The 25,780-nt window shown below is 61.8% G+C and carries 21 protein-coding genes; 9 read left to right on the plus strand and 12 right to left on the minus strand.

The window, feature by feature from the left end:
- Nucleotides 1-20: 20 nt before the first annotated feature.
- Entirely contained in the window at nt 21-2,300 is a 2,280-nt protein-coding gene (locus AC07UX_RS10165) for a TonB-dependent receptor (RefSeq protein WP_495191888.1), read from the minus strand.
- 120 nt (nt 2,301-2,420) lie between these two features.
- The gene (locus AC07UX_RS10170) at nt 2,421-3,593 is read right to left on the minus strand and encodes a TetR/AcrR family transcriptional regulator (RefSeq protein ID WP_495191889.1); all 1,173 of its coding nucleotides are present in this window, start codon (nt 3,591-3,593) and stop codon (nt 2,421-2,423) included.
- On the opposite strand from AC07UX_RS10170, the gene AC07UX_RS10175 reads away from it, so the two are divergent.
- On the plus strand, nt 3,551-3,757 hold the full coding sequence (locus AC07UX_RS10175) for a hypothetical protein (RefSeq protein WP_495192297.1): 207 nt from the start codon (nt 3,551-3,553) through the stop codon (nt 3,755-3,757). The two genes, AC07UX_RS10170 and AC07UX_RS10175, sit on opposite strands and share 43 nt — an antisense overlap.
- 187 nt (nt 3,758-3,944) lie before the next feature.
- On the opposite strand, the gene ligD is transcribed toward AC07UX_RS10175, so the two are convergent.
- The 3 genes from ligD to AC07UX_RS10190 all read right to left on the minus strand — a co-directional run bounded on the left by ligD (nt 3,945) and on the right by AC07UX_RS10190 (nt 8,676).
- Entirely contained in the window at nt 3,945-6,449 is a 2,505-nt protein-coding gene (gene ligD, locus AC07UX_RS10180) for a DNA ligase D (RefSeq protein ID WP_495191890.1), read from the minus strand.
- Nucleotides 6,449-7,321 carry a non-homologous end joining protein Ku gene (gene ku / locus AC07UX_RS10185; RefSeq protein WP_495191891.1) on the minus strand — a complete coding sequence of 291 codons (873 nt, stop codon included), beginning with the start codon at nt 7,319-7,321 and terminating at the stop codon, nt 6,449-6,451. Before ku ends, ligD begins: the two co-directional genes overlap by 1 nt.
- Before the next feature lie 125 nt (nt 7,322-7,446).
- Complete coding sequence (locus AC07UX_RS10190) at nt 7,447-8,676, minus strand: phospholipase A (protein ID WP_495191892.1); 1,230 nt, start codon at nt 8,674-8,676, stop codon at nt 7,447-7,449.
- Nucleotides 8,677-9,074: 398 nt separating this feature from the next.
- On the opposite strand from AC07UX_RS10190, the gene AC07UX_RS10195 reads away from it, so the two are divergent.
- Both AC07UX_RS10195 and AC07UX_RS10200 read left to right on the plus strand, forming a co-directional pair.
- Nucleotides 9,075-9,842: a FadR/GntR family transcriptional regulator gene (locus AC07UX_RS10195; protein ID WP_495191893.1), complete on the plus strand. Its 768-nt coding sequence runs from the start codon at nt 9,075-9,077 to the stop codon at nt 9,840-9,842.
- A gap of 69 nt (nt 9,843-9,911) precedes the next feature.
- Nucleotides 9,912-11,102 (plus strand): CaiB/BaiF CoA transferase family protein, encoded by a 1,191-nt coding sequence (locus AC07UX_RS10200; RefSeq protein ID WP_495191894.1) that lies wholly within the window; start codon nt 9,912-9,914, stop codon nt 11,100-11,102.
- A 38-nt stretch (nt 11,103-11,140) separates the two neighbouring features.
- Here AC07UX_RS10200 and AC07UX_RS10205 read toward each other — a convergent pair whose 3' ends face one another.
- On the minus strand, nt 11,141-12,280 hold the full coding sequence (locus AC07UX_RS10205) for an acyl-CoA dehydrogenase family protein (protein WP_495191895.1): 1,140 nt from the start codon (nt 12,278-12,280) through the stop codon (nt 11,141-11,143).
- Nucleotides 12,281-12,432: 152 nt separating this feature from the next.
- Here AC07UX_RS10205 and AC07UX_RS10210 point away from each other — a divergent pair, with 152 nt between their 5' ends.
- Nucleotides 12,433-13,665: a LysR family transcriptional regulator gene (locus AC07UX_RS10210; protein WP_495191896.1), complete on the plus strand. Its 1,233-nt coding sequence runs from the start codon at nt 12,433-12,435 to the stop codon at nt 13,663-13,665.
- 148 nt (nt 13,666-13,813) lie between these two features.
- On the opposite strand, the gene AC07UX_RS10215 is transcribed toward AC07UX_RS10210, so the two are convergent.
- Nucleotides 13,814-14,065 carry a hypothetical protein gene (locus AC07UX_RS10215; RefSeq protein ID WP_495192298.1) on the minus strand — a complete coding sequence of 84 codons (252 nt, stop codon included), beginning with the start codon at nt 14,063-14,065 and terminating at the stop codon, nt 13,814-13,816.
- Between AC07UX_RS10215 and AC07UX_RS10220 the strand changes: the two genes are divergently transcribed.
- From AC07UX_RS10220 to AC07UX_RS10230, 3 genes are read left to right on the plus strand one after another with little or no spacing between them, the layout of a single operon-like run.
- Complete coding sequence (locus tag AC07UX_RS10220) at nt 13,970-14,887, plus strand: beta-1,6-N-acetylglucosaminyltransferase (RefSeq protein WP_495191897.1); 918 nt, start codon at nt 13,970-13,972, stop codon at nt 14,885-14,887. The genes AC07UX_RS10215 and AC07UX_RS10220 overlap by 96 nt on opposite strands.
- Before the next feature lie 51 nt (nt 14,888-14,938).
- Nucleotides 14,939-15,067, plus strand: a complete 129-nt coding sequence (locus AC07UX_RS10225; RefSeq protein ID WP_495191898.1) for a hypothetical protein — start codon at nt 14,939-14,941, stop codon at nt 15,065-15,067.
- Between the two features lie 16 nt (nt 15,068-15,083).
- Complete coding sequence (locus AC07UX_RS10230) at nt 15,084-15,314, plus strand: hypothetical protein (protein ID WP_495191899.1); 231 nt, start codon at nt 15,084-15,086, stop codon at nt 15,312-15,314.
- 91 nt (nt 15,315-15,405) lie between these two features.
- On the opposite strand, the gene AC07UX_RS10235 is transcribed toward AC07UX_RS10230, so the two are convergent.
- The 5 genes from AC07UX_RS10235 to AC07UX_RS10255 form a co-directional block, all read right to left on the minus strand.
- Nucleotides 15,406-16,893 (minus strand): aldehyde dehydrogenase family protein, encoded by a 1,488-nt coding sequence (locus tag AC07UX_RS10235; protein WP_495191900.1) that lies wholly within the window; start codon nt 16,891-16,893, stop codon nt 15,406-15,408.
- Nucleotides 16,894-16,912: 19 nt separating this feature from the next.
- Nucleotides 16,913-18,538 carry a GMC family oxidoreductase gene (locus AC07UX_RS10240; protein ID WP_495191901.1) on the minus strand — a complete coding sequence of 542 codons (1,626 nt, stop codon included), beginning with the start codon at nt 18,536-18,538 and terminating at the stop codon, nt 16,913-16,915.
- Entirely contained in the window at nt 18,535-19,884 is a 1,350-nt protein-coding gene (locus tag AC07UX_RS10245; RefSeq protein ID WP_495191902.1) for an MFS transporter, read from the minus strand. Before AC07UX_RS10245 ends, AC07UX_RS10240 begins: the two co-directional genes overlap by 4 nt.
- Before the next feature lie 74 nt (nt 19,885-19,958).
- Nucleotides 19,959-20,891 carry a PDR/VanB family oxidoreductase gene (locus AC07UX_RS10250; protein ID WP_495191903.1) on the minus strand — a complete coding sequence of 311 codons (933 nt, stop codon included), beginning with the start codon at nt 20,889-20,891 and terminating at the stop codon, nt 19,959-19,961.
- Between the two features lie 149 nt (nt 20,892-21,040).
- The gene (locus AC07UX_RS10255; RefSeq protein WP_495191904.1) at nt 21,041-22,354 is read right to left on the minus strand and encodes a Rieske 2Fe-2S domain-containing protein; all 1,314 of its coding nucleotides are present in this window, start codon (nt 22,352-22,354) and stop codon (nt 21,041-21,043) included.
- 246 nt (nt 22,355-22,600) lie between these two features.
- On the opposite strand from AC07UX_RS10255, the gene AC07UX_RS10260 reads away from it, so the two are divergent.
- Both AC07UX_RS10260 and AC07UX_RS10265 read left to right on the plus strand, forming a co-directional pair.
- Nucleotides 22,601-24,856, plus strand: coding sequence for a TonB-dependent receptor (locus tag AC07UX_RS10260; protein WP_495191905.1), 2,256 nt, complete (start codon nt 22,601-22,603; stop codon nt 24,854-24,856).
- Between the two features lie 64 nt (nt 24,857-24,920).
- Nucleotides 24,921-25,700 (plus strand): SDR family NAD(P)-dependent oxidoreductase, encoded by a 780-nt coding sequence (locus AC07UX_RS10265; RefSeq protein ID WP_495191906.1) that lies wholly within the window; start codon nt 24,921-24,923, stop codon nt 25,698-25,700.
- Nucleotides 25,701-25,780 lie beyond the last annotated feature (80 nt).

Here is a 25,780-nt window from a genome sequence, read left to right on the forward strand (position 1 = left end):
CAATGTCTCCGGTCCAGCGATCAGAAGCTGACGTTTACGAAACCGCCAACCGTGCGACGAGCATTGGGCGAGGTATAGTGGAGCAGGCCAAGCGCGCCGTAATTCTGCCAACCTGTCGAAAAATAGGTGTCGAACAGGTTGCGGGCATACACGCCAAACTCGACTTTCTTGCTGGGCAGCGCGAACGTCAGACGGGTGTTGACCAAGCCATAGCTTGGCACGTTCGAGTAAGCGGGCTGACCCACAACGGTCCAATATTCACTGCGATACGCATAATCGGCGTGGGCGCGCACGCCAAACCCGGAGCCGAACTCGGTTTCATAGTCTATCGCCGCCGTCCCCGACCATTTGGGAGAATTTGTCAGGCGCGATCCGGTATAATCGGTCGTGGCATTGTAGATATAGTCGGTGAACTTGGCGTCCGTATAGCTGAGTGCGCCAGACAGGGTAAGGCCGCGCATCGGCTGCACCGCGACATTGCCTTCCACGCCCTGCGTGCGCAGGCCACCGGCATTGCCGATCACCGTCGCATCCAGCAAGCCGCCATTGCCGTCAGGAATCTTGGTCAGGATGGTCGCCTGGAAATCCTTGAAGTCCGACCGGAAGATATCGACGTTCACGCGCAACCGGCGGCCGAACCATTCGGACTTGATACCCGCTTCCCATGCCTTGACGGTTTCGTCGCGATAGGGCGCATATTTGTTGCCGACAAAGGCGATGCCTGCCGGCTTGTAGCCGGTCGAATAGCTCGCATAGAGCATGACATTGTCGGTCATCTGGAACTGCGGGGCGATGCGGTATGAGAAATTATTGCCCGAAACCTTTCCATAGTCGATGGCGGGCCCGGCGCTCGAACCGACGAAGATCGGCGTATAGCCCGCGATCGGCACCGGATCGACGGTGATGAAATCCAGACCCTGCGAATTATTGTCATGGGTGTATCGACCGCCCAGCGTCAGGCTGAGGCGATCCGAGATATTGAATTTGAGCTGGCCGAAGGCGGCCATCGTCTCGTTCTGGGCGTCGAAGCGCGAGGCGTTGGCGTCCACCCCGATAGCCCCGGTCAGCGCAAACAACCGCGCCGCCGGGACGCCGTTGGTGTAGAGCGGTGTGCCTAGCGTGCCCCATTGCAACTGCACTTGCCGGGCGCGAAGATCGTTGTAGAATCCACCGACCAGCCATTCGATGAAACCGCCCGTGGGCGAGGCAAGATGGACTTCCTGGCTGACCTTTTCAGTATCCAGATAGCCGTTGTTGAACGGGATATAGGCGTAGCGATCCACCGGCACGAGGCTCGCGGGGGTCGCATTGTCGTATCGCGTGCGACGATAGGCTGTGATCGAGGTCAGGTCGAGATCGCCGATCTTGGCATTCAGGCGTAGCGAGGTGCCCCATTCTTCGGTCGTAATCTGGCCAAAGGACGAGTCGGCCGTGTCGGCGCTTTCCGGGCCGGGGAAGACGCCCAGTTCGTTCAGGATCGCGGTCACGGCGGCGGGTTGGCCCGATACCGGCGTCCGGACGCTGCTGTCCCAATGATAGGCATAGTCGCCCGACAGCATCAGGTTGAAGCTGTCCGACGGCTCCAGATAAAGCTTGGCGCGCCCCCCATATTCATGCTGCGATCCGACCTTGCGATTCAGCGTCACGTTACGGCCGAATCCGTCGAACGCCTGGTCGAAGCCGGAGACGCGCAGTGCCGCGATCGGTCCCAGCGGGATATTCACCGTGCCGTTGAGGATGCGCTCGTCATGCTCGCCAAAGCTGGCACTGGCCTTTACGGACGTATCGCCGATCTTGGGCTTGACCGTGGTCACCGCGATGACGCCGGACGTGGCATTTTTCCCGAACAACGTCCCTTGCGGTCCCATCAGCACATCGACGCGATCGATATCGACCAGCCCCGTCAAGCCGTTGGCGCGCTGGCCGTCCATGACGACATCGTCAACCACGACGCTGACCGACTTGGCGTTGGAAAAGTCGAAGGACGTACTGCCGACGCCGCGGATCTGGAACGCTGCGCCTTGGGTCGGGTCATATTGCACGCCCGGCATGGTGTATTGAAGGTCGGTGACGGACGTGTAGCCAGTCCGGGCCAAGCTTTCGCCGCTGATCGACTGAATCGCCAATGGCACTTTCTGGCTGCTTTCCGCGCGACGCTCGGCAGTTACGACGATTTCCGTAAGGCCCGAATCTTCCCTCGCTTCCTGTGCATGGGCGGCACATAAACCAAGAGGCGCCGCAGCCCCCATCAGCATTGTGGAAATCAGGTAGAAGCGGCGCTTCCCGTTGAGAATTGACATGATCGTTGTTCCGTCCCCGTGAATGTAGGGGCGGCACTAGTGTCGCTTGGTGACGGTTTTAAGACGATCGTTCGGTTTATACGCCCTACAAAATAATATTGTTAAAACGACCGTACTGCATCAGCGGAGCAGTCGGAGGGCGTCTGGTACGGACGGCTGGGTTTCTCCGACAGCCATCATGCGCAAGCCGTTGCCGATAAGCGCCATGATCATTGCCTGCACGCGGGCCCTGTCGTACCCCGGTGGGATATCCAGCCATTGGGCGATCTGGACGTGCACATTTTCCGCACGCCGTCGCCGCATGTCGATCGCAAAAGGTATGAAGTCCGGGTTCCATAAAGCGGTCAGAGCGCTGTCATGGGTCAGGCGGATTACATCGCCACTGCCCGGTGCAGCGGCATTGGATGCCCGTATATCCGCGCGCATCCGTCGATAGATCGCCTCGACCCCTGCGAAAACTATGTCCCGTTGTGTGGGATAATGGTGTGCTATGCTGGACGCGGCGATGGCGGAGGCGTGGCTGACCACACGATGGGAAAGTGCGCCCACGCCCTGCTCGATGATGACGTCGGCAATATGTTCGGCAATGACTGCCTTGGCACCTCCGGGCATTTCGGCCGCCTTGCCGAGTGCGGCGGCTGCCGGCACTGCCAGCCGATCAACCAACTGCATATGCCAAGCGTCCCTATCGCCCCCATCCGACGGACTATCGTCCCGCAACAACCCGCGCACCGTGGAATAGCGCAGTAGCCGGTAATCGACATTGGCCGCCAGCAGCAGCGAGAAGGGCTGCTCATCCAGGCAATAGCGCGCGACCCTTCGGCTCAGGGCTATGTTCCCCAGCAGATCGCTCCACAACCTTTCTCCATGGTCCAGCAATGTCTTCACGTCTGGCATCGCCTGGGCGTCCCGACTGGCAAGAAGCGTGAGTTCGCATGTCACGATCGCCGACGTGCGCCTTTCGGCCAGGTCGAGCCATTCGCAGATCAGGTCGGGCAGGATGTGTGCCGCGACGGGATCGACCCCAGCCAGGCGCTCTCGCCAGCGTTGGCCAACTACCGCGAGCAATTCGATTTCCCGGTGGACAATAGCGCTGACCAGCGTCGCGCGGTCGCCGATGCGATAGCTTATCGAGCCGACGGATATGCCCGCTTGGTCGGCGACGGTGCGCAGGCTCATGCCGGACAATCCCCGTTGCGCGATCACGGTTCGGGCGGCGTCCAGAATGGCCGCATTGCCTTCTAGGCTGCGTGGAGCGCTTCGATTTGGAGAACTGGTCATGCGCCATTGCATATCGCCTGGCAACGGACAGTCCAGCTTGGTCCGTCGTCGCAATTCAGATTGTTGCCAGCCTCACGAGCGCTCTGGCGCCTTGGGGCATAAAATATGGCAACGCTGGCGGTGACGAGGACATTCACGAGATCGAAATCAGCCCGGTGCCGCGCCTCGCAAGCTGATCGAGGCTTTGCCAACGGGGCGCAAACCGAGCTGTTCGATGGCCCTCGCTGCTTGGGCGTCATCCGACATGGTATGTCAGACGAGACAGGTAACGTTGCGCGTGGATGGCGGCGCCATGACTATCGCGTGCGCAATATTTCTCGTTCCACCCGGACGCAATCGGTCGCTCTGATCGCGCGTCCAGCCTTAGATTTCAGGCAGGCCCTGGGCCGAGAAGCCCCAACCCTTGAGTTTGGTGGCCCGCTTCAACAGTGCATCTATGTCATCGATCGAAAAGGGATGGGCATCCTTCATGCCCTTAAGGTCGCTCCACGCAATCGGTACCGCGACCGGCGCGCCTGCGCGGGCGCGCGCAGAATAGGGCAGGATCGCGGTGCTGCCACGCTGGTTGCGCAGCCAGTCGATGAAGATGCGGCCCTTCCGTTTCGCCTTGCTCATCGTCGCGGTGAAGCGCTCCGGCTCCGCGGCGCTCAGCGCCTGGGCGAAGCGGGAGGCAAAATCCTTATGCGTTTCCCAGCTATGGCCGGTGGTCAGCGGGACGACGACATGCACGCCCTTGCCGCCAGAGAGCATGGCGAAGGAAACCAGGCCGATATCGGTCAGATGATCGCGTATATCTGCGGCCGCCTGCTTCACGAAGTCGAAGTCCAGCCCTTCATCGGGATCGAGATCGAAGATCATCCGCTCTGGTTGCTCGACGGCATCCGCCCGGCTCGCCCAGCCATGAAACTCGATCGTCCCCATCTGGACGCAGGCAAGCAGACCTTCGGCATCCTCGACATAAATATAATCCTCCGACCCGCCATTTTTCTCCCGGATGGGCACCTGCCGTACGGCATCGCCCAAAGCGCCGCTGTCATGCTTCTGGAAGAAGCATTTCTTGGCTCGGCCTTGCGGGCAGCGCACCAGGCTGATCGGCCTGTTTGCTGCGAAGGGCAGCATCAACGGTGCGATGCGGGCATAATAGTCTGCCAGATCGCCCTTGGTCTGCCCGCTGTCCGGGAAGATGACCCGCTCGCGGCTGCTGGTCGCGGCGCTGCTTTGCGGGGAGGGGGCGGGCGCGGGCTTTTCCGGTTTCACGGCCGTGGCCGGCTTGTCGGCACGCAGGCCCAGGAAACTGCCATGGCGGATGCGGCCGTCGCCGGTGAATTCCGCGAATGCAACTTCCGCGACCAGCTTGGGCTTGATCCAGTTGGCGCCGCGTGCCTCTACGCGAGGCACATCAGCCGCCGGCTTGTCCGTTGCCAGCGGCAACATCGCCGTAGCGAGATCATCCATTGTTGCACCATCGAAGCCTGTCCCGACCTTGCCTTTGTAGATCAGTGTCTTGCCCTCATGCTGGGCAAGCAGCAGCGATGCGAACGGCCGCGCCTTGGCCGTGCTTTTCGACCAGCCGACGATTACGAACTCCTGTCGGCGCGTGCATTTGACCTTAACCCAGCTGCGGGTTCGCATACTGCGATAGGGGGCGTCCGCGCGTTTGGAGATGATGCCTTCCTGCCCCGCCTCGCACAGCGACCGGAGCAGGCTCTCACCCGCGCCCAGCACATGGTCGGAAACATGGATGGGGGCCTCGGCGTCGACCAGCAGCGCCTCCAGCCGCTCCTTGCGCTCGATCGTCGTCAGGCTCTTGAGATCCTGTCCATCAAGCGACAGGAGATCGAAGGCAAACAGGTGCAATGGATGATCGGCATCCTCCTGGCCGTGCCCCCGTTTGAGCGCATTTTGAAGCGTGGAGAAATCCGGATTGCCATCGTTATCCAGCGCGACGACTTCGCCATCTATCAGGCAAGGTGGCAGGTCCAGCGTGGCGATCGATGCAACCAACGGCGCGAACTTGTCGGTCCAATCTAGGCCGTTGCGGGTATAGAGCCGCACAGTCTCGCCACTCGCCGCGATCAGCGCGCGATAGCCGTCATATTTGATCTCATGCAACCAGTCGTTGCCGGTCGGTACAGCGTCCACCAGCGTCGCGAGTTGGGGCTTCACGAACCGGGGCAGGGCGGCGGAGCGCGCTTTACGCTTGGGCGCAACCTTCGCATTATGAACCTTCGCCGCCTGCATCCTGGCGGAAAAGGCCTTGCCTTTCGCACCTGCCAGCGATTGTTCTCCACCTTTGTCCGCCTCGATCTGCGCCATGGAACGGTCGGTCAGGATGCTGGTCAGCGCCCGCTCCACCAACATGTCGCCCGATCCAGCCTCCTTGTCGTCGATCTTGCGCAGCAACCAATTTTCGCGTTTTTCCTTAGGGCGCCCCTTCATCCGCACTAACAGCCATTCGCCCTTCATCCGCTGTCCATGCAGGATGAAGTGCAGGTGGCCGTCCCTGATATCGTCGGCGCTCTTGCCGGCAATCGGCTCCCATGTCCCGTGATCCCACAACATCACCGTACCGCCACCATATTCCCCCTTGGGGATGGAGCCTTCGAACGTGCCATAATCGAGCGGATGATCTTCCGTCCGCACCGCCAGCCGCTTGTCGGCCGGGTCGATGCTCGGCCCCTTGGTCACGGCCCAGCTCTTGAGCACGCCGTCCATCTCCAGTCGGAAGTCCCAATGCAGTCGGGTTGCCGCATGTTTCTGCACGACGAAGCTGTTGCCACCGGTCTTCGCGACCTTGCCCTTGGGCTCGCGGGTCCGGGCGAAGTCGCGTTTGGCATTATAGGTGGAGAGGGCGTCTTTCGCGGGCATCACGCGCTCTTGCGCTTGGGTGCCGTCTTTTTGGTCGCAGTTTTGGCTTTGGTGGCTACCTTTTTCGCTGGAGTGCCCTTCCCGCCGCCGGCGGACTTTTTGAGCGCCGCCATCAGGTCGATAACATTGCCCGCCTTGCGTCCCGTCGGCTCGTCATCCACATCCTCGATGATCCGTTTGCCCTTGGCCTTCTTCTTCTTTTCGATCAGGCGGTGGAGCGCATCGACATAGCGATCGTGAAACTCGTCGGGCTTGAAGGGCGCAGTCTTCTTGTCGATGATGCTGACCGCGAGATCCAGCATATCCTCATCCGCCGTATCCGTCGGCAGTCCCTTGAAGTAGCTTTGAGCCTTGTTCACCTCATCGGCATAGCGGAGCACTTCCAGCACCAGGCCCCGACCGCAGGGTTTGAGCGATACGAGTTGCTCGCGGCCCCGAACGGAGAGCTGGCCAAGTCCCACTTTTTTCGTCTGTCGCAGCGCGTCACGCAGGACCGCATAGGCTTCCTCGGCCAGGTCGTCTGCCGGGACCACGAAATAGGGCTTTTCGTAAAAGAGGACGTCGATCGCGTCAGCCTCGACGAATTGGACGAGGTCCAGCGTCTTGCGGCTCTCGATCTTGACGGCTTCAATCTCTTCCTGTTCGAGCAGGACATAATTGCCCTTGGATAGCTCGTAACCCTTGAGAATCTCATCGCGATCGACCGGCCCTACGCCACTGACCACCTTCTCATATTGTATGGGCTTGCCCGTAGGCTCGTGGATCTGACGGAAGGAGATGGCCGCGCCGGACTTGGTCGCAGGGTAGATCTCGACCGGGATCGATACCAGCGCCAGCTTGATTTGACCTTGCCAATATGCGCGCGTTGCCATGAGGAGCCTCCGGCTGACTTAGCGTGCAACATCGGCTTTGGTTCCTGTGGCACCTGCATCCGGTCGGATGGAATCGAGGTCGGGCATCCCGAATGGGTCAGATTGCCAACGGCAGCATCTATTTCTTAGCGCACCAACGCCACGCCGATGCGCAGCCGGGTGGTGCGGCGGTTATAGTCCAACAGATTCTCGCCATAGCCAACAAAGCTCTGCCCGAAGAGATAGAAGTCCGGGCCGCCACCCAGGATGCGGCGCAACGGATAGGAAAGGTCGGCAGCGATCGACCCCTTGCCGCTACCGAAGTTGATCCGGCTCGATGTGGAAAGGCGCAGGCCGTCATCTTGACCGATCTCGACGGAGACTCCGCTGTTTCCACGATAGCGGCGAATGTCGGGATTGTCCGACAGATCGCCGGCATAAATCCATGCGCGCGGCGCTACGGTCAGGCGCGTTCCGCGGCCGAGCGAAAAGGCCGCCATCGGTGCGACATATATGGTGTTCAGGCTGCGTGAAAACTCCCCGTCCCGTCCGTTGGATTCATGGCGCAAACCGATCTGGGCGCTGAGCGTTGCATCGTCCGAGAGCGGCTTTGGAGGGGTCGTGTAGAATAGCTCCGGCTGGAAATCGATATTGCGAAAAGGCGACGAATCCGCACCCAGATCCCAGAACATGCGCTGCGTATAGCCGAAGTAGAAACCGTCCCCCAGCGTCGGATGCCCTTCCCGTGCCTGGCTACCGAACAGTTGATATTTGAAGCTCAGCTGGATGCGTGCCTCGCTATCGGTGCCGGGACCGTAAACGGCATAGATAGGTTGATAGGCGCTCAGATTTTCCAGGAAAGCGTTGCCGACCGTTCGATCGCTGGGAGAGGGCGTAGCCGTTGTCTGCGCGATCGCGGGTGCAGCGGGCCCGTGAGTATCGATATCGGTTCCGGGAGGGGTGCCGTCGATCGCTACGGGTGCGGCGACGAGCGTCACCGCCTGGCCGCCCCAGCCGGGAATGGATAGAAGTGCGCCATCCTGAAAGGCGTCCGGTTCCAACTGATAATGTACGGTAGAAAAGCTCCCTGGCGCGATACTGTGCACGGCGGGGGTGTCAGGGTCACGTCGCAGGGTGACGGTGCGGCCAGTGCCAAGCGCGCCAGGCCGATCGAGCCGGGCTTCCACCACATCGGCCACATCGGCTTTCATCGTGGCCGTGCCCGTATTGAGCAGACGAACATCGACCTGCGCTCCGCCGCTGGCCTGTCGCTCCACGCGGCCGATCAGCGTTTCCAGGCCGTCCTTCGCCAGCGCCGCATCGGGCGACACCGCGGCCAGCACGGCCGCCAGCAGGAGCGTAAGGTCAATCTTCATAAGGCGGCCCCTGTAGTATGGCGGGATGGCGCCCGCCCTGGTCGACGACCTGGAGAGGCGTTCTGTGTGTGGGCTGTCTCGCCGGAAAGGTCGAGCCCCTTGCATCATCCTCACCATTTTGCGGGGGGGCGCGTCAAGCAGTGGATATGGCTGGCGCGACGCGAGCATAGCCACTCTGTGGCATGGACGAGCCGTCGCGATGTCGCCGGCTTTTCTGCGAGCCTATAGCGCCTGCCGGATGTCGAAAGCTGGTCCGGCGGCTCTATGGACAGCCAAATTCAATTGATGGTGCGTCCATCATAACTCCAGCGCCTGATGATCGGTCAAGTGGTCGAACCATTGCCCGATGCCATGGAGAAGGTTAGCGTTGCCTCTCCCCTTCCATAGGTTCATCCGACATGAAAACGCCATCTCCTGTTCCCAACTTCGCACCGATCAAAACGCAACGCGCTTTTGAGATCATATGCGAACAGATTCGCGCCCAACTGGCGACGGGCACCTTGAAGACCGGTGACAAATTGCCGGCCGAACGCGAACTGGCAGCAGAATTTCAAGTAAGCCGTAGTGCCTTGCGAGAGGCGCTGCGCAGCCTGGAGGTGGCGGGGATCATCCGTAATGTGAAGGGCGTAAAGGGTGGCGCCTTCATACAGTCGGCGGAGCCCGACAGGATCGTGCAGGCGATGCAGGACTATGTGCATCTGGGCAATGTCTCGCTGGACGAATTGACCGAAGCGCGGCTGGCAACGCAGGAGATCATTGTGCGGCTGGCCTGCGAGCGGGCCAGCGAAGCGGATCTTGCCGAGTTGGAAGCAATTGCGGATCGGACTCGGCACGAAAGCAGCGTTGAGGCGCGCTATGAATGCGCGGCGTCTTATTATCGCGTGTTGGCGCGCGCGACCAAGAACCGCATGTTCGGAATCTTCGTGGATTCGCTCTCTGCTATTCTGCATGAATTCGTGCAGGGGCCGGATTATGAGACGTTACAGGAGACGTTGATCGAATCCCGCTTCAACCTGGTGCGACATTTGCGAGCGCGTGATGCGGATGCGGCCGCAACTGAAATGCGCAAGCATTTGGAGCGTGTGCATCGCCATGTTCGCAAGAATCTCAAGGCGACGGCGGTGACGGCCACGGGCGGGAAAGCGCGCGCCACGTCGCTGGTCTAGATTGACCACCCTTATCTGCCATGCAATAGGTAGGACCATTACACATTTTGGTTCTATCGGGGATGAGGCATGGCCAAGGAAGAAGCTGCGGCGAAGGGCGATGCTCTGGCCGGCGTACGGGTGCTGGATTTCACCAGCGTGATGGCTGGCCCTTTCGCGACGCGGATGTTGGCTGATCTCGGCGCGGATGTGGTGAAGGTGGAGTCATTGGAAGGGGATCAGGTGCGCGCGCGACCGCCGGTGCGCGATGGGCATAGCGCCTATTTCGGCCATTTGAACGCGGGCAAGCGCTCGATCGCCTGTAACCTCAAATCTCCCGAAATTCGCGCACTTATCCTTGAACTGGTAAAGCGGTTCGATGTGGTGGTGGAAAATTTCCGGCCTGGCGTGATGCAGCGTTTCGGGTTGGATTATGCGACCCTGTCTGCCATCAATCCCAGGCTCATCTATTGTTCCATTTCCGGTTACGGGCAGGAAGGGCCCAAGGCGCATCATCCCGCCTATGCGCCGGTGATCCACGCGGCCAGCGGTTTCGACATGGTCAATCTTCACTATCAGGATGGTGCCGATCGCCCGGCGACCGGCGGCATTTTTGTCGCCGATGTGCTGGGTGGCACCCATGCGTTCGGTGCGATCCAGGCCGCGCTCTACCAGCGGGAGAAGACGGGACGGGGGCAACATATCGACCTGTCGATGCTGGAGGCGATGGTCGGGATGCTGGTGTTCGAGGCGCAGGAAGCGCAGTTTCCCGGTGGCGCTCGCCGGCCGCTGTACTCGCCGCTTCGCACGAGCGACGGCTTCATCATGGTGGCGCCGACCAGCCCGCGCAATTTCGAGCAGTTGAGCGATGCGGTGGGGCATCCGGAATGGCGCGACGATCCGCGCTTTCGCACCAATGCCGATCGCAACGCCAATTGGGCGACGCTGCTGGGCCTGACCGAACAATGGACTATCGAGCGGAAATCGGCTGAGGCGGAGGCGATCCTGTCACGGCATGGCGTGCCATGTGCATGTTATCGTGATATGGCGGCGGTACTGGACGATCCGCAACTTGCCGCGCGGGAGGCGTGGACGACGATCCATGACGGCGCCGGTTCCTTTGCCGTACCCAATCCACCCTTTCTCATGAGCGGGTCGCGGGCGCAGCCGCGCGATCTGGTGGCGCAACTGGGCGAACATGGCGCATCGTTGCTGCGGGAAGAATTGGGGTTGTCAGATGCGGCGGTCGCGGACTTGCGGACGGCAGGGCAATTGATCTGATGATTGTGGGAGGGGAATTGCTTCCCCTCCCACAGCGTTTAGCGCAGCAATTCCCGCGCGATGGTGTTGCGCTGGATTTCCGAGGAGCCTTCGTAAATCCGGGTAATGCGGATGTCGCGATACATGCGCTCCACCGCAAATCCGCGGCAATAACCGTTGCCGCCGAAAATCTGGACGGCGGTATCGACGGTGCGGCTACCCGCTTCGGTGGCGAACAGCTTGGCCATGGACGCGCGTTCGCGGCTCTTGTCACCCTGATCATAGCGCCAGGCGGCGTCGAGCAGCATCAACCGCGCAGCGCGCATATCGGTCGCCATATTGGCGAGATAGTGACGGATCGCCTGGAATTCGGAGATGACGCCGCCAAAGGCCGGACGCACCTTCGATTCCTCGATTGCCAGTTCCAGCGCATATTCGCCCATCCCGACCGCCGTGGCACCGACGTTGATCCGCCCTTCATTGAGGCCTTCGAGTGCGTAGCGGAAGCCTTGACCCTCTTCGCCCAGCAGCGCGTCGGCCGGTACCTGACATTCGTCGAAGCTGAGTTCGTAAACGCCGGGCGAGGCGGTGCCCATCAGTTCGATCGTACCCGTGACGGAGAAGCCGGGCGTATCGGCCGGCATCAGGAAGGCGGAGATGCCATTGCGGGCGCCCGCCGCTTTGTCCGTATAGGCATAGACGATGACATATTTGGCCTTCTTTCCGTTGGAGATGAAGGTCTTGCTGCCGTTGATCCGCCAGCCGTCGGCGTTGCGGACGGCGGTGGTGCGCATCGAACCGGGATCGGAACCGCTATTGGGTTCGGTGAGCGCAAAGGCGATCGGGATTTCGCCCGACGCCATGCCGGGGAGGAGGGCGGCGCGCTGTTCCTCGCTGGCATGATAGATGATGTTTTTTGCGCCCGGCCCCATCAGAGGACGCAGTTCGGTCCAGAATTGAGGTGGAAGGCGGGCGAGTTCGATCTGCACCGCCGCCTGTGCCAGCGCGCCGAGGCCCAGGCCGCCATAGGCTTCGGGCAGGGCCATGCCGAAATAGCCATTGTCGACCAGCGTCTGGCGGACGATCGGCGGGATGACCCCCTTTTCCTGAAATTCGACTTCATAGGGCAACAGATCGCGCACGATCGTGCGGGTGACGTCGCAAAATTCCTTGATATCATCGGGCAGTTCGAAATCCACGGGGCTTCCCCTCCTTCATGAATGAGACAACGAGTTGGACAGTTGAATCGCTTGATCTTCTGAAATGGTCCTACCATTTGATAAATGGTCAGTCCATTCAAATTTTCAAAGCCGTTGGCGTTCCGGCCAGCACGCATTAGGATGTCGTCGCCATGTCCACCGACCCGTTTGACCTCAATCTGCGGCACTTGCGCGCTTTGCTCGCGATCCGGGAGCATGGCGGCATCACGGCTGCCGCCGATGCCGTCAGCCTGTCGCAGCCGGCACTGACTCAGGGTCTGGCGAAACTGGAACGACAGTTCGGCTATACGCTGTTCGAGCGGCGATCGGGCGGCATGGTCGCGACGCCGATGGGAGAGATTGTGATCGACCGCGCGCAGGCCGCGCTGGAACATCTGTCGGTGGGGGCCAAGGGGCTGTCGGCGGTGTTCCTGCACCCCGAAAGGCTGATGACGATGACCCAGTTGCGCGCCTTTCTGGCGCTGGCGGAGGCTGGGAGCTTTGCCTCTGCCGCGCAGGGCGCTGGCCTGTCGCAGACGGCGGTGCATCGCGCGGTCGGCGATCTGGAGCAGATGATCGGCGGCAAGCTGGTCGAGCGGCGCGGGCGGGTGGTGTGGCTCAATCCGGCGGGCAAGAGGCTGGCGCGCGGTACGCGGCTGGCGGTGGCGGAGATTTCGGCGGCGATCGCCGATCTGGGGCTGGACAGCGGCAGCGGGAGCGAACTGATCGCGTTCGGCGCCTTGCCCTTGTCGCGGCCCTATCTGGTGCCGGCCGCCATGGGCCGCCTGACGCGGGAGGAGCCGCGCGCGGCGTTCAAGGTGCTGGAGGGCAGCTGGCGCGAACTGGTCGAGCCGCTGCGCGACGGGGTGATCGACATGATCGTCGGGGCGCTGCGACCCTATGAGATCGCCGACCTTTACCAGATGCCACTGGTGGAGGATCGGCTGGTGATCGCGGCGGGCAGCGGGCATCCGCTGGCGCAGGTGGCCGCGCCGACGATGGCGCAGCTGGCCGCCTATCCCTGGATTGTCGCGCCGGCCAATTCGCCGCTGCGCGAACAATGGCAGCAACTCTTCACCGACCAGCCACAACCGCCGACGCCGATCGAGTGCGGATCGGTGATGATCATCGGCCGCCTGTTGACCGAAGGGCATTTCCTGACCCTGTTGTCGCCCGATCAGGTGGCGTTGCAGATCCGTAGCGGATTGTTGACGCAGATCGGCCCGCCGCTGGAAACCAGCCGCCGTTTGGTGGGCATCACGACACGGCGCAGCTGGCGCCCGACTGCGATCCAGCGACGATTTCTGGATCTGGTCAAGGATGCAGCGACACGGCGGGCGGAAGAGGCGGACATCGTCGGTTTGCGGGGTGCCGGCTGGGTTTGATGACGATGCCGGATCATCGCGTCAATTTGTCAAATATTTGCCAGCATCTTCGCGAAGATGCAGAATATTTTCTGATTATCCATACTTCGGCGAATAAATTATCTGATCGAAGACGATCTTGTAATTCAGATATCGTATCACCACATGGTTATAGCGCCGTTGCTTTCAAAAACTGCAATTCTGTCTGGCGTTGTCTCTTTACGATCAGAAATTCATTTGATTGGCTTTCCTGAGACAGGAGGCAATTGTCGTCGTTTCCGGGGGTGTGGCAGCCGGCGAATGGCGCAGTCGATGAGGCGTGCCCATGATCGCATATTTTCTTCTCGTCCATCGTTATCCAGAGCAATTCAAGCGGCTGTTCAAAGCGATATATCTTCCCGGCAACCAATATGTCGTACATGTGGACAAAAGTTCTGGCGAAGATCTGGAGAAGGACATTTCGACTTTTCTGGAACCCTTCCAGGGGGCCGAACTACTGGAGGCGAAAAATGCCCTGTGGGGTGGGTATAGCCTGGTGGATGCCGAACTGCGCGGCATGGCCCACCTTCTGGCCATGGATGCGTCATGGACTCACTATATCAATCTGTCCGGGCAGGATTTTCCGCTCAAGAGCCAGAATTACATCCGCCAGTTTTTTGCGGCCAATCCTGACAAGCAATTTATTCGCGCGCTCGACCAGCGTAAGGAACGCCCCGATACGCTCAACCGGATCAGCCATATCTTCACCGAAGACGAGGGCGGGATGACGGCGACGGGCGTGGCGCGGCCCTATCTGGCAGGCGATACGCCGTTTATCGGCACGCAATGGAAAGCCGTCACCCGCAGCTTTTGCGAATTTGTCTGCCATGACCCTGGAGCCGATCGGTTCAAGGCCTTCTACCGCAACAGCTTCATCGCGGACGAGGCGTTTTTCCAGACTGTCATGATGAACAGCTATGACCGCAGCAGCGTCATGAACGATGATTTGCGCATGATCGATTGGGTGCCAGATGGCGACATCAAATTGCGCCCGCGCAATTATGAAGGGGCGGATCTGGCACAGCTGCAACGCAGCAGCGATCTTTTTGCGCGTAAGTTCGATGCGGAGGAAGATCCCGATATTCTGCCTTTGCTGGAACGCCATCTGCTGACTCCCGCGGCGAATATCTATCGGGTGACGGAATATGCGCCCGCGCCAGAAATGCCCTTGCCTATTGTGATGCGGGAAGTCGTGGCCGCCTGACGGTCTGCACGTCGCCTTATCCTCATCCGTTTTCCCAAAAAGGACAATATCGTGGCCAAGTCACAGAAGAAATCGAACCGCGAAATCCGCAAGCCCAAGGCCGAAAAGCCCAAGAGCAATGCGTCCAAGCCATCGGAAAACGGGGGTGTTGTGCCGGGACTGGAACATATCAAGCGGTAGAAACGGAGCAAGGCAGATGAAAATTTCAGTGACGCATTGTCGAGAGCAGGAAGCCTTTCACAGGGAGAAGGCCCTGAACGAACCCTTGGAAAACCGAAGGAAAATCGCGCTGGCGGCGGCCAAGGCCTGGGGGGTCGAAGCGGTTCTGGCTGAGAAAGTGGCATCAAGAGTGGGCCATCTCAACACAGATGACGCCGCAATCGCGCTGGAGTTTGAACTGGAAGAGAAAGCGGAAATGGCCAAATAGCGATTTCTCGTTTCCAAAGGGGCTCCAGACTTTAAACGGCGCGGGTCGAACTGATCCGACCACCGCCGTTTCAACCTTGCGCCACGCTTCCTTAGTCCAGCTTGATCCACACCGCCTTGGTTTCCAGATAATCCTCGATATGGTGCGGGCCGGATTCCCGGCCGAAACCACTCATGCCATAGCCGCCAAAGGGAACGCCGGGGTCGAGCATCTGGTAGCAATTGACCCAGACCGACCCGGCCCTGATCCCGCGCGCCATGCGGTGCGCGGTGGCGAGGTCGCGGGTCCACACGCCGCTGCCCAGGCCAAAGGGGGTGGCGTTCGCGCGCTCCAGCACTTCCTCGATTGTCTCGAACGAGAAGGCGGACAGAACCGGGCCGAAAATCTCCTCCCGCGCGATCGTCATATCGTCGGTGACATGGTCAAAGATGGTGGGGGCGAGGAAATAGCCGTCGTCATAGCCGGCGCCGGACAGGCGGCCGCCGCCGGACAGCGCACTGGCGCCCTCCGCCACGGCGCTGTCCATGAAGCCCAATATCTTGTCCATCTGAAGCGCGGAGACGACCGGGCCGATCTGGGTTTCGGGGTTCAGCGGATCGCCGACCTTGATCGTCTTTGTGAAGGCCGCCAACCGTTCCATGAATTCGGCCCGGATCGAGGACTGGACGAAGAGGCGGGTGCCGGCCGAACAAATCTGGCCCGAATTGGCGAAGACGGCCATGGCGGCGGCGGGCACCGCCTTGTCCAGATCCGCGTCGGCAAAGACGATATTGGGGGACTTGCCGCCCAGCTCGACCGTAACCCGCTTCATGGTGGGCGCGGCGGCGTGCAGGATTTTTTCGCCCACGCCGGTCGATCCGGTGAAGGCGATCTTGTCCACGCCGGGGTGGCTGGAAAGCGCCGCGCCGGCATCGCCCATGCCAGTCAGGATGTTGACGACGCCTTCCGGCACGCCCGCCTCCAGGCATAGTTCGCCAAAGCGCAGCGCGGATAGCGGCGTCTGTTCGGCCGGCTTCATGACGAGGGTGCAGCCGCTGGCAAGAACCGGGCCGGCTTTCCATACGGACATGCCGATCGGACCGTTCCACGGGTTGATCGCCGCGACGACGCCGATCGGTTCCTTGAGCGTATGGGACAGGACGTCGCCGGGCGCGCTATTGTCCAGCGTTTCGCCGGCGATCAGGGTCGCCTGACCCGCATAATAGCGCAGCAAGCTGCCCGCGCGCGCCTTGCCAAGGATGGTGCGGCTGTAGGGTGCGCCCAGATCCAGCGTGTCGAGCATCGCCAGTTCCGCATAATGTTCCTCCACCAGATCGGCGAGGCGCAGCATGATGCGCTGACGCTCGGCGCCCTTCATCCGGCCCCACGGACCGGTGAGAGCGGCGCGGGCGGCCTGGACCGCGCGATCGACGTCCTCCGCGCCACCCTGCGCCACCAGCGCCAGCAATTCGCCGGTCGCGGGATTGCGGGTTTCGAACCGCTTGCCCGACAAGGCTGGGACGCGCTGGCCGCCGATCAGCATATCCTGTTGGGGCCGGTCGAGGAGCGCGGGGCGAGGCGGAATGGTAGTGATGGTCATAAGTCTCTCCGGGCCGGGATCAGGCGGCGATATTGGATCGAAGGGCGTCTTCGAGGATGAAGCGGGCGGCACGCTGCGCGATCATCATGGTGGGGGCGCTGGTGTTGCCGCTGATGATCTCCGGCATGACCGAGGCATCGACCACGCGCAGGCCGGCGACGCCGCGTACGCGCAGGCGATTGTCGACCACGGCCATGGGATCGCTGTCCGGCCCCATCTTGCACGTGCCGGTCGGGTGATAGGCGGTGTTGACGATCTGGCGCAGTGCGGCGTCGATTTCGCCATCACTCTGATGCTGGGCGCCGGGTTCGATTTCGTCCCCCGTCATGGCGGCGAGCGCGGGTTGGGCGAAGATGCGGCGGGCTTCGCGGAAGCCTGCGATCAGGGTCTTCATGTCATAGGGATGGGCGAAGAAATTGGGATCGATGACCGGCTTGTCCTCCGGCCGGTTGCTGGCGAGGCGGACCGAACCGGCGCTTTTGGGGCGGAGCAGCTGGATCAACGCCATATAGCCGTGGCGACGCGGGACGGAGCGGGCATCGATCTTCAGCCCGACGAGGAAGGTGATCTGGATGTCCGGCCGGCCGCTGCCGTCGGTACACAGGAAGCCGCCGCATTCGGCGACATTGGAGGCCAGCATGCCGGTGCGGTTGAAGAGATAGCGGAAGGGGCTGGCGAGGATGCGGGGCAGCGCCTTGGGTGAGATGGCGTAGGCTTCTGCCGAGGGATTTTCCATCGCGACATGAACGGTCGGGTGATCCTGCAAATGCTGGCCGACGCCAGGGAGGTGATGGACCAGGTCGATACCCATATCGCGCAGATGATCCTGCGGGCCGATGCCCGACAGCATCAGCAGCTGCGGCGAGTTGGTCGCGCCGGCGCACAGGATGATCTCGCGCCGCGCAGTGAGGATGCGGCGCGCACCGTCCTTCTCGACTTCGATGCCGCTGGCGCGGCCACGATCGAAGAGGATGCGGCGGACCATGGTTTCGTCAAGGACGGTCAGGTTCTCGCGCCGCAGCGCGGGATGGAGGAAGGCGCGGGCGCTCGACAGGCGGGTGCCGTTGCGCTGGTTGAGGTCGTAGCGGCCGAAGCCATCCTGTCGTTCGCCCGCAAAGTCGGCGTTGCGATGATGGCCGGCCTGCGCGGCGGCGTCCACGATCGCGGTGGCGATCGGGTTCCAGCTTTTGGGCTTTTCCACGTCCAGTTCGCCACCCTTGCCATGCCATGGCTGGTCGGGCCCGTGATAATTTTCCACCGCCTTGAACGCGGGCAGGACGTCGGCATGGGACCAGCCTGCATTGCCTGCATCCGCCCAGCCGTCATAGTCGGCCTTCTGCCCGCGAATATAGACGCCGCCATTGATGGCGCTGCATCCGCCGAACAATTTGCCGCGCGGAAAATTGATCTGGCGGTGGTTGACGGCCGCGTTGCCTGCCAGCGACTGTTTCCAATTATATTTTTCGTGCGGCAGCAGGAAGATGTTGCCGACCGGCATCGCGGTCTTGATGTTGACCGGCCAATGGCGGTCTGACGGGCCGGCTTCGATCAGGGCGACGCGGTTGGCAGGGTCGGCGGACAGGCGATTGGCCATCAGGCTGCCCGCCGAGCCGGATCCGATCACGATATAGTCATAGTCGCTCATGCGCGTGCATCCTGCCGGCCGAGGCGGGGCACATGGCCCCGCACGGCGATGAAACCAAGGGCGTTGACCAGCATCAGGGCGGCCAGAACGCCGAAGAAGCCCATATTACCGCCGCCGATCAGGGTGGCGCCGGATACCGCGCTGACGATCGCTCCGGCGCGGCCGGCGGCCCCCATCAGGCCCAGGCCACGGGCGCGCACGGCGGTCGGGAAGGCGTGGGCGCCGACCGCGAACATGGCCGATTGCGCAGCGCTGGCGAACAGGCCGAGCGCGCCGAGCGCGGCGAGTACCGCCGGCTCGTTACGCCCGCCATCGATGGGAAGAAGCGCCAGCAATGCACAGACACCCGCGCCGGTGATCGCCATCAGGATCAGCGTGGGGCGCGATCCGAAGCGGATGATCGCCAGGCTGGCAAACATCGCGCCGATCGTACCGCCCAGGTTGAAGCTGGTGAGGCCGAGGCTGGCGGTCTGAAGCCCGAAGCCGGCGCTGAAGAGCATGGTCGGCGCCCAGTTGAACATGAGGTAGATCATGAACATGCCCGAAAACATGGCGAGGCTGAGCGCCAGACTGTCGCGCAACATAGTGCCTTTCAGCAAGGCGCTGAACGGGGTGTAGGGTGCCTTTCCATCCACCTTCTCCGCCGGTTTGACGGACGCCGGATCGGGATGGGCGATGCGGAGCAGGATCGCGTCCAGTTCCGCGCGCCGATCGGGCCGTTCGGCCAGATAACGGGGCGATTCGGGGAGGATGAACCAGAGCAGCGCGACAAAGGCCATGGTGAGGATGCCGCCCAGATAGAAAAGCCAGCGCCAGCCCAGTACCGGCAGGATCGCAGCGGCAGCCACGCCGCCCAATATGCCGCCGATCGACACGCACACGACCCCGAAGGTGACGGCGACGCTGCGCCAGCGGGCGGGGGTGAATTCCGCGATCATCGCGCTGGCCGTGCCGGGTACGCCGCCCAGGCCGACGCCGGCCAGCGTCTTGAGCAGCGCGACATGCCACAGTTCGACCGAAAAGCCGGTAGCGAGCGTCGCCACGCCAAAGATCGCGACGCCGATCAGCAAAGCGCCGCGCCGGCCGAACCGGTCACCGATGAAGCCGGACGTCAGCGTACCTACGCCCATGCCGACGAAACCCAGCGCAAAGACGAAGCCCAGCGCATCGCGGCTGATATTCCATTCCTTCAGCAGGGATGGGGCGGCGAGGCCCAGCATCTGATTGTCCAGACCGTCGAGAACGACGGTCGCGGCAATCATCAGCACAGCCCAGACCTGAAAGGAGGACAGGGGCAATGCGTCCAGCATGCCCTTGCCTTCCGGCTCCAACGCGATCCCTGCCAAACGGCTTCTCCTCTATGGGCTTTTGCCCTGTTATCCTTCATCGCCGCCCTTACCCTTGGGCCGCGCACTTACCCTTATATGTCCAGCACCAGATTGGCGGTCTTCGCGCCTGAGCAGCAGACCATGATGAGCTTGTTCGCGGCCTTTTCCTCATCAGTCAGGAAATGGTCGCGATGATCGGGGACGCCGTCCAGCACCTTGACCTGACAGGTGCCGCAAATCCCTTCCGAACACGCAAAACCAATGTCGACGCCCGCCATCAGCAGCGCATCCAGCATCGTTTCGCCTTCCTCCACGGCGATGGTCTTGCCCGACTTGGCCAGTTCCAGCGTGTATCCGCCGTCGGTCGCCAGCTCGGTTTCGGCGGAGAAATATTCGATATGGGCGTGGCCCTTGGGCCGGTCGGCATTGGTCGCGACGAAGGCGTCCAGCATGCCGGTCGGGCCACAGCAATAGAGATGGGCGTCGTCCGGGGCGCGGCCGCAAATGGCTTTCAGGTCGAGCCGCTGGCCGCCGGGCACGCCGTCATAGGCGATCTCGACCCGGTCATAGTCCTCGATCCGGTCGACATAGGCGGCGCGATCCGGCGTTGCGGCGACATAATGCAATTCCCAGCTGCGGCCGAGTTTTTCCAACCGCGCGATCATCGGCAACATGGGCGTGATGCCGATGCCGCCAGCGACCAGCACCGTATGGCTGGCATCTTCCACCATCGGGAAGTTGTTTTTCGGCTCGGACATTTCCACGATCTGGCCGACGCGCCATTGTTCGTGGATATGGCGAGATCCGCCGCGACCGTCGATCGCGTGGTGGACGGCGATTTCATAATAGCCGCGAATGGCTGGGTCGTTGACCAGCGAATAGCTGCGCGCCAGCCCTTTTTCGAGCTGGAGATCGACATGGGCGCCAGGATCGAACGCGGGCATCATGCCGCCGCCGACCGGTTCCAATATATAGCTGTTGATCCCGTCCGCTTCCCAACGGATGGTCCGGATACGTACCTGCATCACACTCTCTCCTCGGCGCGATGCGTCTCTTGATCCGGCCGGTACGCGATGGATAGGCGCCCGGTGCGGATCGCAATGCGTCTCGTCACCCTATGTCCCTTCGTTCGGGGGCGGTCCGGCACATGGATCGTGCCGGCCGCCATTCTGCTTCATTCTGCCGCTTCCACCTTTTCAGGCCAGCGCACCGCTTTTGCCAAGGCCGTTTCATAGGCATTTTGCAGGCTGTCGCTGGGATCGTGCAGGAAGGAACCTGCGCGGGCACGGTAGAAGACGCCGGGATTTTCGATGCCCGGCGGCACGGTGCCCTTGTTGGCGAAGGCGCGGGCGGCCAGCAATACGCGGCGGCGGACGCGGGCGATCATCTGGTCGGTCGGCGCCAGATTTTCGAAGCTGTGATCCGTGACCGGTCCCATGCTTTCGGTGACGGCCTGGTCCTGCATCGTGATGTTGGGGATGCCGGTGAACTGATGGCCGTTGCGCTGCGATTCCCGGTCGATCGCCCAGTCGTTCGCTTCGCTGTCGGTCGATCGCCAGCGGCCGAACCAGTCGGTCGAGTTGGGCGCATAGCTGATCTGGTCGAACAGCGGCGTGCCGTCCTTCAGCGTCGAATTATAGGCCGGGTTGCCCGCATCCACGCCGCAGGTGATGTCGAACAGCATCGAATGTTCGTCGTCCATCGGCACCCAGGCACGGGCGATGGCGCGCGTGGCGAAACGGTTGTTTGGCGTCTGCGTCCACATCGGGAACATATAATGGGCGACGCGCCAGCTCATCTGGCCATCGTCATTGGGACGATAGCCGCCATACATGACGCCCCAGTCGGACTGGGCCACTTCATATTCGGGCGCGCGGTCCAGCACGGTCGGACGCATCGGATGATCGGGTTCCAGATCGTCCGCCTCGATTCCGCCGACATGCAGGAAGCCGACATGGCTGGTGTCGATGTCGCCTTCCAGCGCCTGAAGCCAGTTGCAATCGCGTTGCAGGCACCAGATTTCGGCGTCCGGGTGCATCGTCGCTTCGATTTCCGGCAGCGGCGGCGGGTTCGCCTGGTCCTGCCCCATATAGACCCAGATCAGGCCGTTGGCTTCATGGGTCTTGTACGCCTTGGCATGGACCTTTTCCTTGAAGTCCATGCGGGCGGGAACGGACGGCATATCGACGCATTTGCCGTCCACGTCGAATTTCCAGCCATGATAGACACAGCGGATGCCGTTCTGCTCATTGCGGCCGATGAAGAGCGACGCGCAGCGGTGCGGACAGCGATGGTCCATGATGCCGACGCGACCTGAACTGTCGCGGAAGGCGATCAGCTTTTCGCACAGGATCATCAGGCGAACGGGATCGCCATCGCTCTGCACTTCGGACGACAGGCAGGCGGGCAACCAATATTGCCGCATGAAATTGCCCATCACGGTTCCGGGACCAACTTTGGTCAGGTCTGCGCTATCACTGGACTGCATGGTTCAGGCTCTTCCTACACTACCCTATTGGACGGTCGGTCCTTCGCGGGAAACCCGCCATTGCCGCCGCCGTTCGTTGCATCTGCTATATCCTCGCTAGACGTTGGCGAACGGTGACCCCAATCGGAATATGGTCGTACCATTCAAAAAGCGGGACGAAGCTATTGTGCGATGAGGAAATTTGCTGCTTCACCCCTCTACCAAGGCGGCAGGCAAGCCGCTCACATCCTAGGGGAGACGCTTTTCATGCCGTTCAAAATCCATCATTCCACTGCGCTGGGTGCCGTTTTGAGCATCCTGATGATCGGCGTCAGCGCGCCCGCCATGGCGCAGGCGGATGCCGCCGCGCCGCAGGAAGGCGCGCCGCAGGCGGTTAGCGGGGATATTATCGTGACGGCCCAGCGCCGCGAATCGACGGTGCGGGAAGTGCCTTTCTCGATCGCGGCCTTCGGCGGGGAAGACCTGCGCAAGACGCAGGTGTTCAGCCCCACCGCCCTGACCCAGCAGATGCCGGGCATCACCGTCAACACGTCCGACAAGTCGCTGTCGATCGTCGCGATCCGCGGCAATGTGTCGACGTTTCGCACCGCCACGCTGGACACGCCGGTCGCCTATTTCATGGACGACGTCTATTATGTGTTCAACAATGACCTGAACGCCAATTTCTACGATATCCAGCGCGTGGAAGTGCTACGCGGGCCGCAGGGCACGCTGTTCGGCCGCAACGTGGTGGGTGGCGCGATCGCGGTCATCACCAACAATCCGGAAATGAAGGAAGACTGGTACGGCCAGGTGACGGCGGGCAATGGCGCCTATGTCCGGACCGAAGGCATGGTGAACGGCGTGCTGGTGGACGACAAGCTGGCATTCCGCGGGTCGTTCAGCACGGAAACGTCCAACGGCCTGATCGACACGCCCAACCAGAAGGGCAGCTACGGCAAGACGGACGGCGTTGCCATGCGCGGCAAGCTGCTGTTCCAGCCGACCGATACGCTCAAGATCGTCCTGTCGGGCGACTATAGCTATACCGAGGGCAATGGCGGCGCGATCGGCCTGGGCATTGGCGGCGTGCAGCGCATTCCGGCGACCTTTGGCGATTTTGACGACGGCAAATGGACGAACAATGATTTTTCCCGCTCGCCCTATCGGCAGCGGCTGCGCGGCGGTTATCTGCGCGGCGATCTGGACGTGCTGGGCGGCACGCTGACCGCGATCACCGGCTATCGCCTGAATGACAGCCATGCGATCAACGACGACGTGCCGGTCGCCACGCAGGTGCCCGTGTTCGACCGGCGGCAGGTGGTGAAGAACAGGAGCTTCACGCAGGAGGTCCGCTTCGCTTCCGCGCCGGGCCGCTTCTCCTATGTGGTGGGCGCCTATTATCTGTCGGCCGACGTATCGACGACCAACATCTTCAATTACAGCCCGCTGCCCGGATCGGCTGTGCCGGCATCCGTCCGCCGGAACCCGAACATCACGAACATCACGCGCGTCCAGGACGGCAATGTCCGCAGTTTCGCGGTGTTCGGCGAAGGCACGTTCGAGGTCACCGACCGGCTCTCGCTGGTGGCTGGCGGTCGTTACACGTCAGACCGCAAGAAGATCGACTATCATGCTTTCTCCACCACCGATGCCGGCGCAATCCCAGGTTTCGGCTTTCCCGGCGAGGTGCTGGCATCGGGCGGCAAGACCTGGAACGCCTTCACCCCGCGCGTGACACTGAAATATGAGCCGATCGACAATGTGAATCTCTATGCGACCTGGGCGAAGGGCTTCAAGTCCGGCGGGTTCGTCGACAATGCCTATCGCAACCCGACCATCCCGCTGGAGCCGGAAAAGGCGCAGAATTACGAAATCGGTGCCAAGACCCGGCTATTTGACAACATGCTGGATTTCAACGTCGCGCTGTTCAAGCAGAAGACGAAGAACCTCCAGAATTTTTCGGGCGCGGGCGGGATCGCCCATACCTATAACGGTACGCTGGAGATGAAGGGTTGGGAGGTTGAATCCGTGATCCGGCCGGTCGACGGGCTGCGCCTGACCGGCAATTACACGCATCTGATCGGTACCTATACCGACCTGCGCGATCCGCTGGTCAATCTGGACTATTCGGGCAATCCGGCCAAGTTCGCGCCGCGCGACAGCTTCACGCTGGGTGCCAGCTACGACCTGGCGATGGCCAATGGTGCCAAGTTGATACCGCAGGCCGACTTCAACTATTCCAGCCGTATTTCGACGGACGATGCCAACACGCTGCGCCTGTACGAAAATCTTCATAATGATACCAAGGGGCGGACGCTGAACGCACGGCTCAATTATGAGTCTGCCGATGGCCGCTGGACATTGGGTATCTGGGGCAAGAACCTCACCAACAACTACCAGATCGTCAATGCCGACGACATCACTGCCTTCCTCGCGGTGCCGGGTAACGGCACCACCTATTGGAAGATATTCACCAATACGCCGCGCACATACGGCCTGACCCTCTCCATCAGACCGTAAGACGAGCGGCGTCTAAGGGGAGGGTGCAGCCTCCCCCCTTTTCCTTTCCAGCATCAGGACGAACATGGCTGAACAGTTTGATTTGCCCGCCAATGGCAGCTTCTCCTTCGCAGGTCGCACGGCCCTCATCACCGGGGGCGGGCGGGGCGTGGGAGAGGCGATCGCGCGGGAAATCCATGCCGGCGGCGGCAAGGTGGCAGTCAGCGACGTCGATCTGGCCGTGGCGCAGCAGGTGGCGGACTCGCTGGACGCCAGCGGCGCAAGCGCCATCGCCTTGCCGCTCGATGTGCGGGAGAAGGCGGATTTTCTGGCCGCGCGGGACCGGATCGCGGCGGCGTGGGGCAAGGTCGATATCGTCGTGAACAATGCCGGCTTTGCCAAACGTACCCCGACACAGGATATCACGCCCGAAGAGTTCGACGCGATCGTTCAGATCAACATGCGCAGCGTGTTTCTGAGCTGCCAGATATTTTCCGAACATATGCGCGAACATGGCTATGGCCGGATCGTCAACATCACTTCGCTGGCAGGGCAGAATGGCGGCACGGTGGCGTCGCCCCATTATGCGGCGTCCAAGGCGGGGGCGATCATGCTGACCAAATATTTCGCGCGCTATCTGGCCGGGACCGGCATCACCGTAAACGCCATCGCGCCCGGTCCCATCGATACTGCCAAGGCGCGACTGTCCGCCGAACAGATCGCGCGGGTCGAGGGCGAAGTACCGGTCGGCCGCTTCATGGCGGTCGGCGAGATCGCGGCGGCGGCAGCGCTGCTGGCATCGGACCGGGGCGGCTTCTTCGTAGGCGCGACGCTGGACATGAATGGCGGGCTTTATTTGCGCTGAAGGTGGGAGAGCGGGCCATCGGTCCGCTAATCTTATCGTTCATCCCGCTAATCTTATGGCATTATCGCATAGCGATTGGC

The sequence above is a fragment of the Sphingobium sp. GW821-FHT02B05 genome, assembly GCF_059421905.1.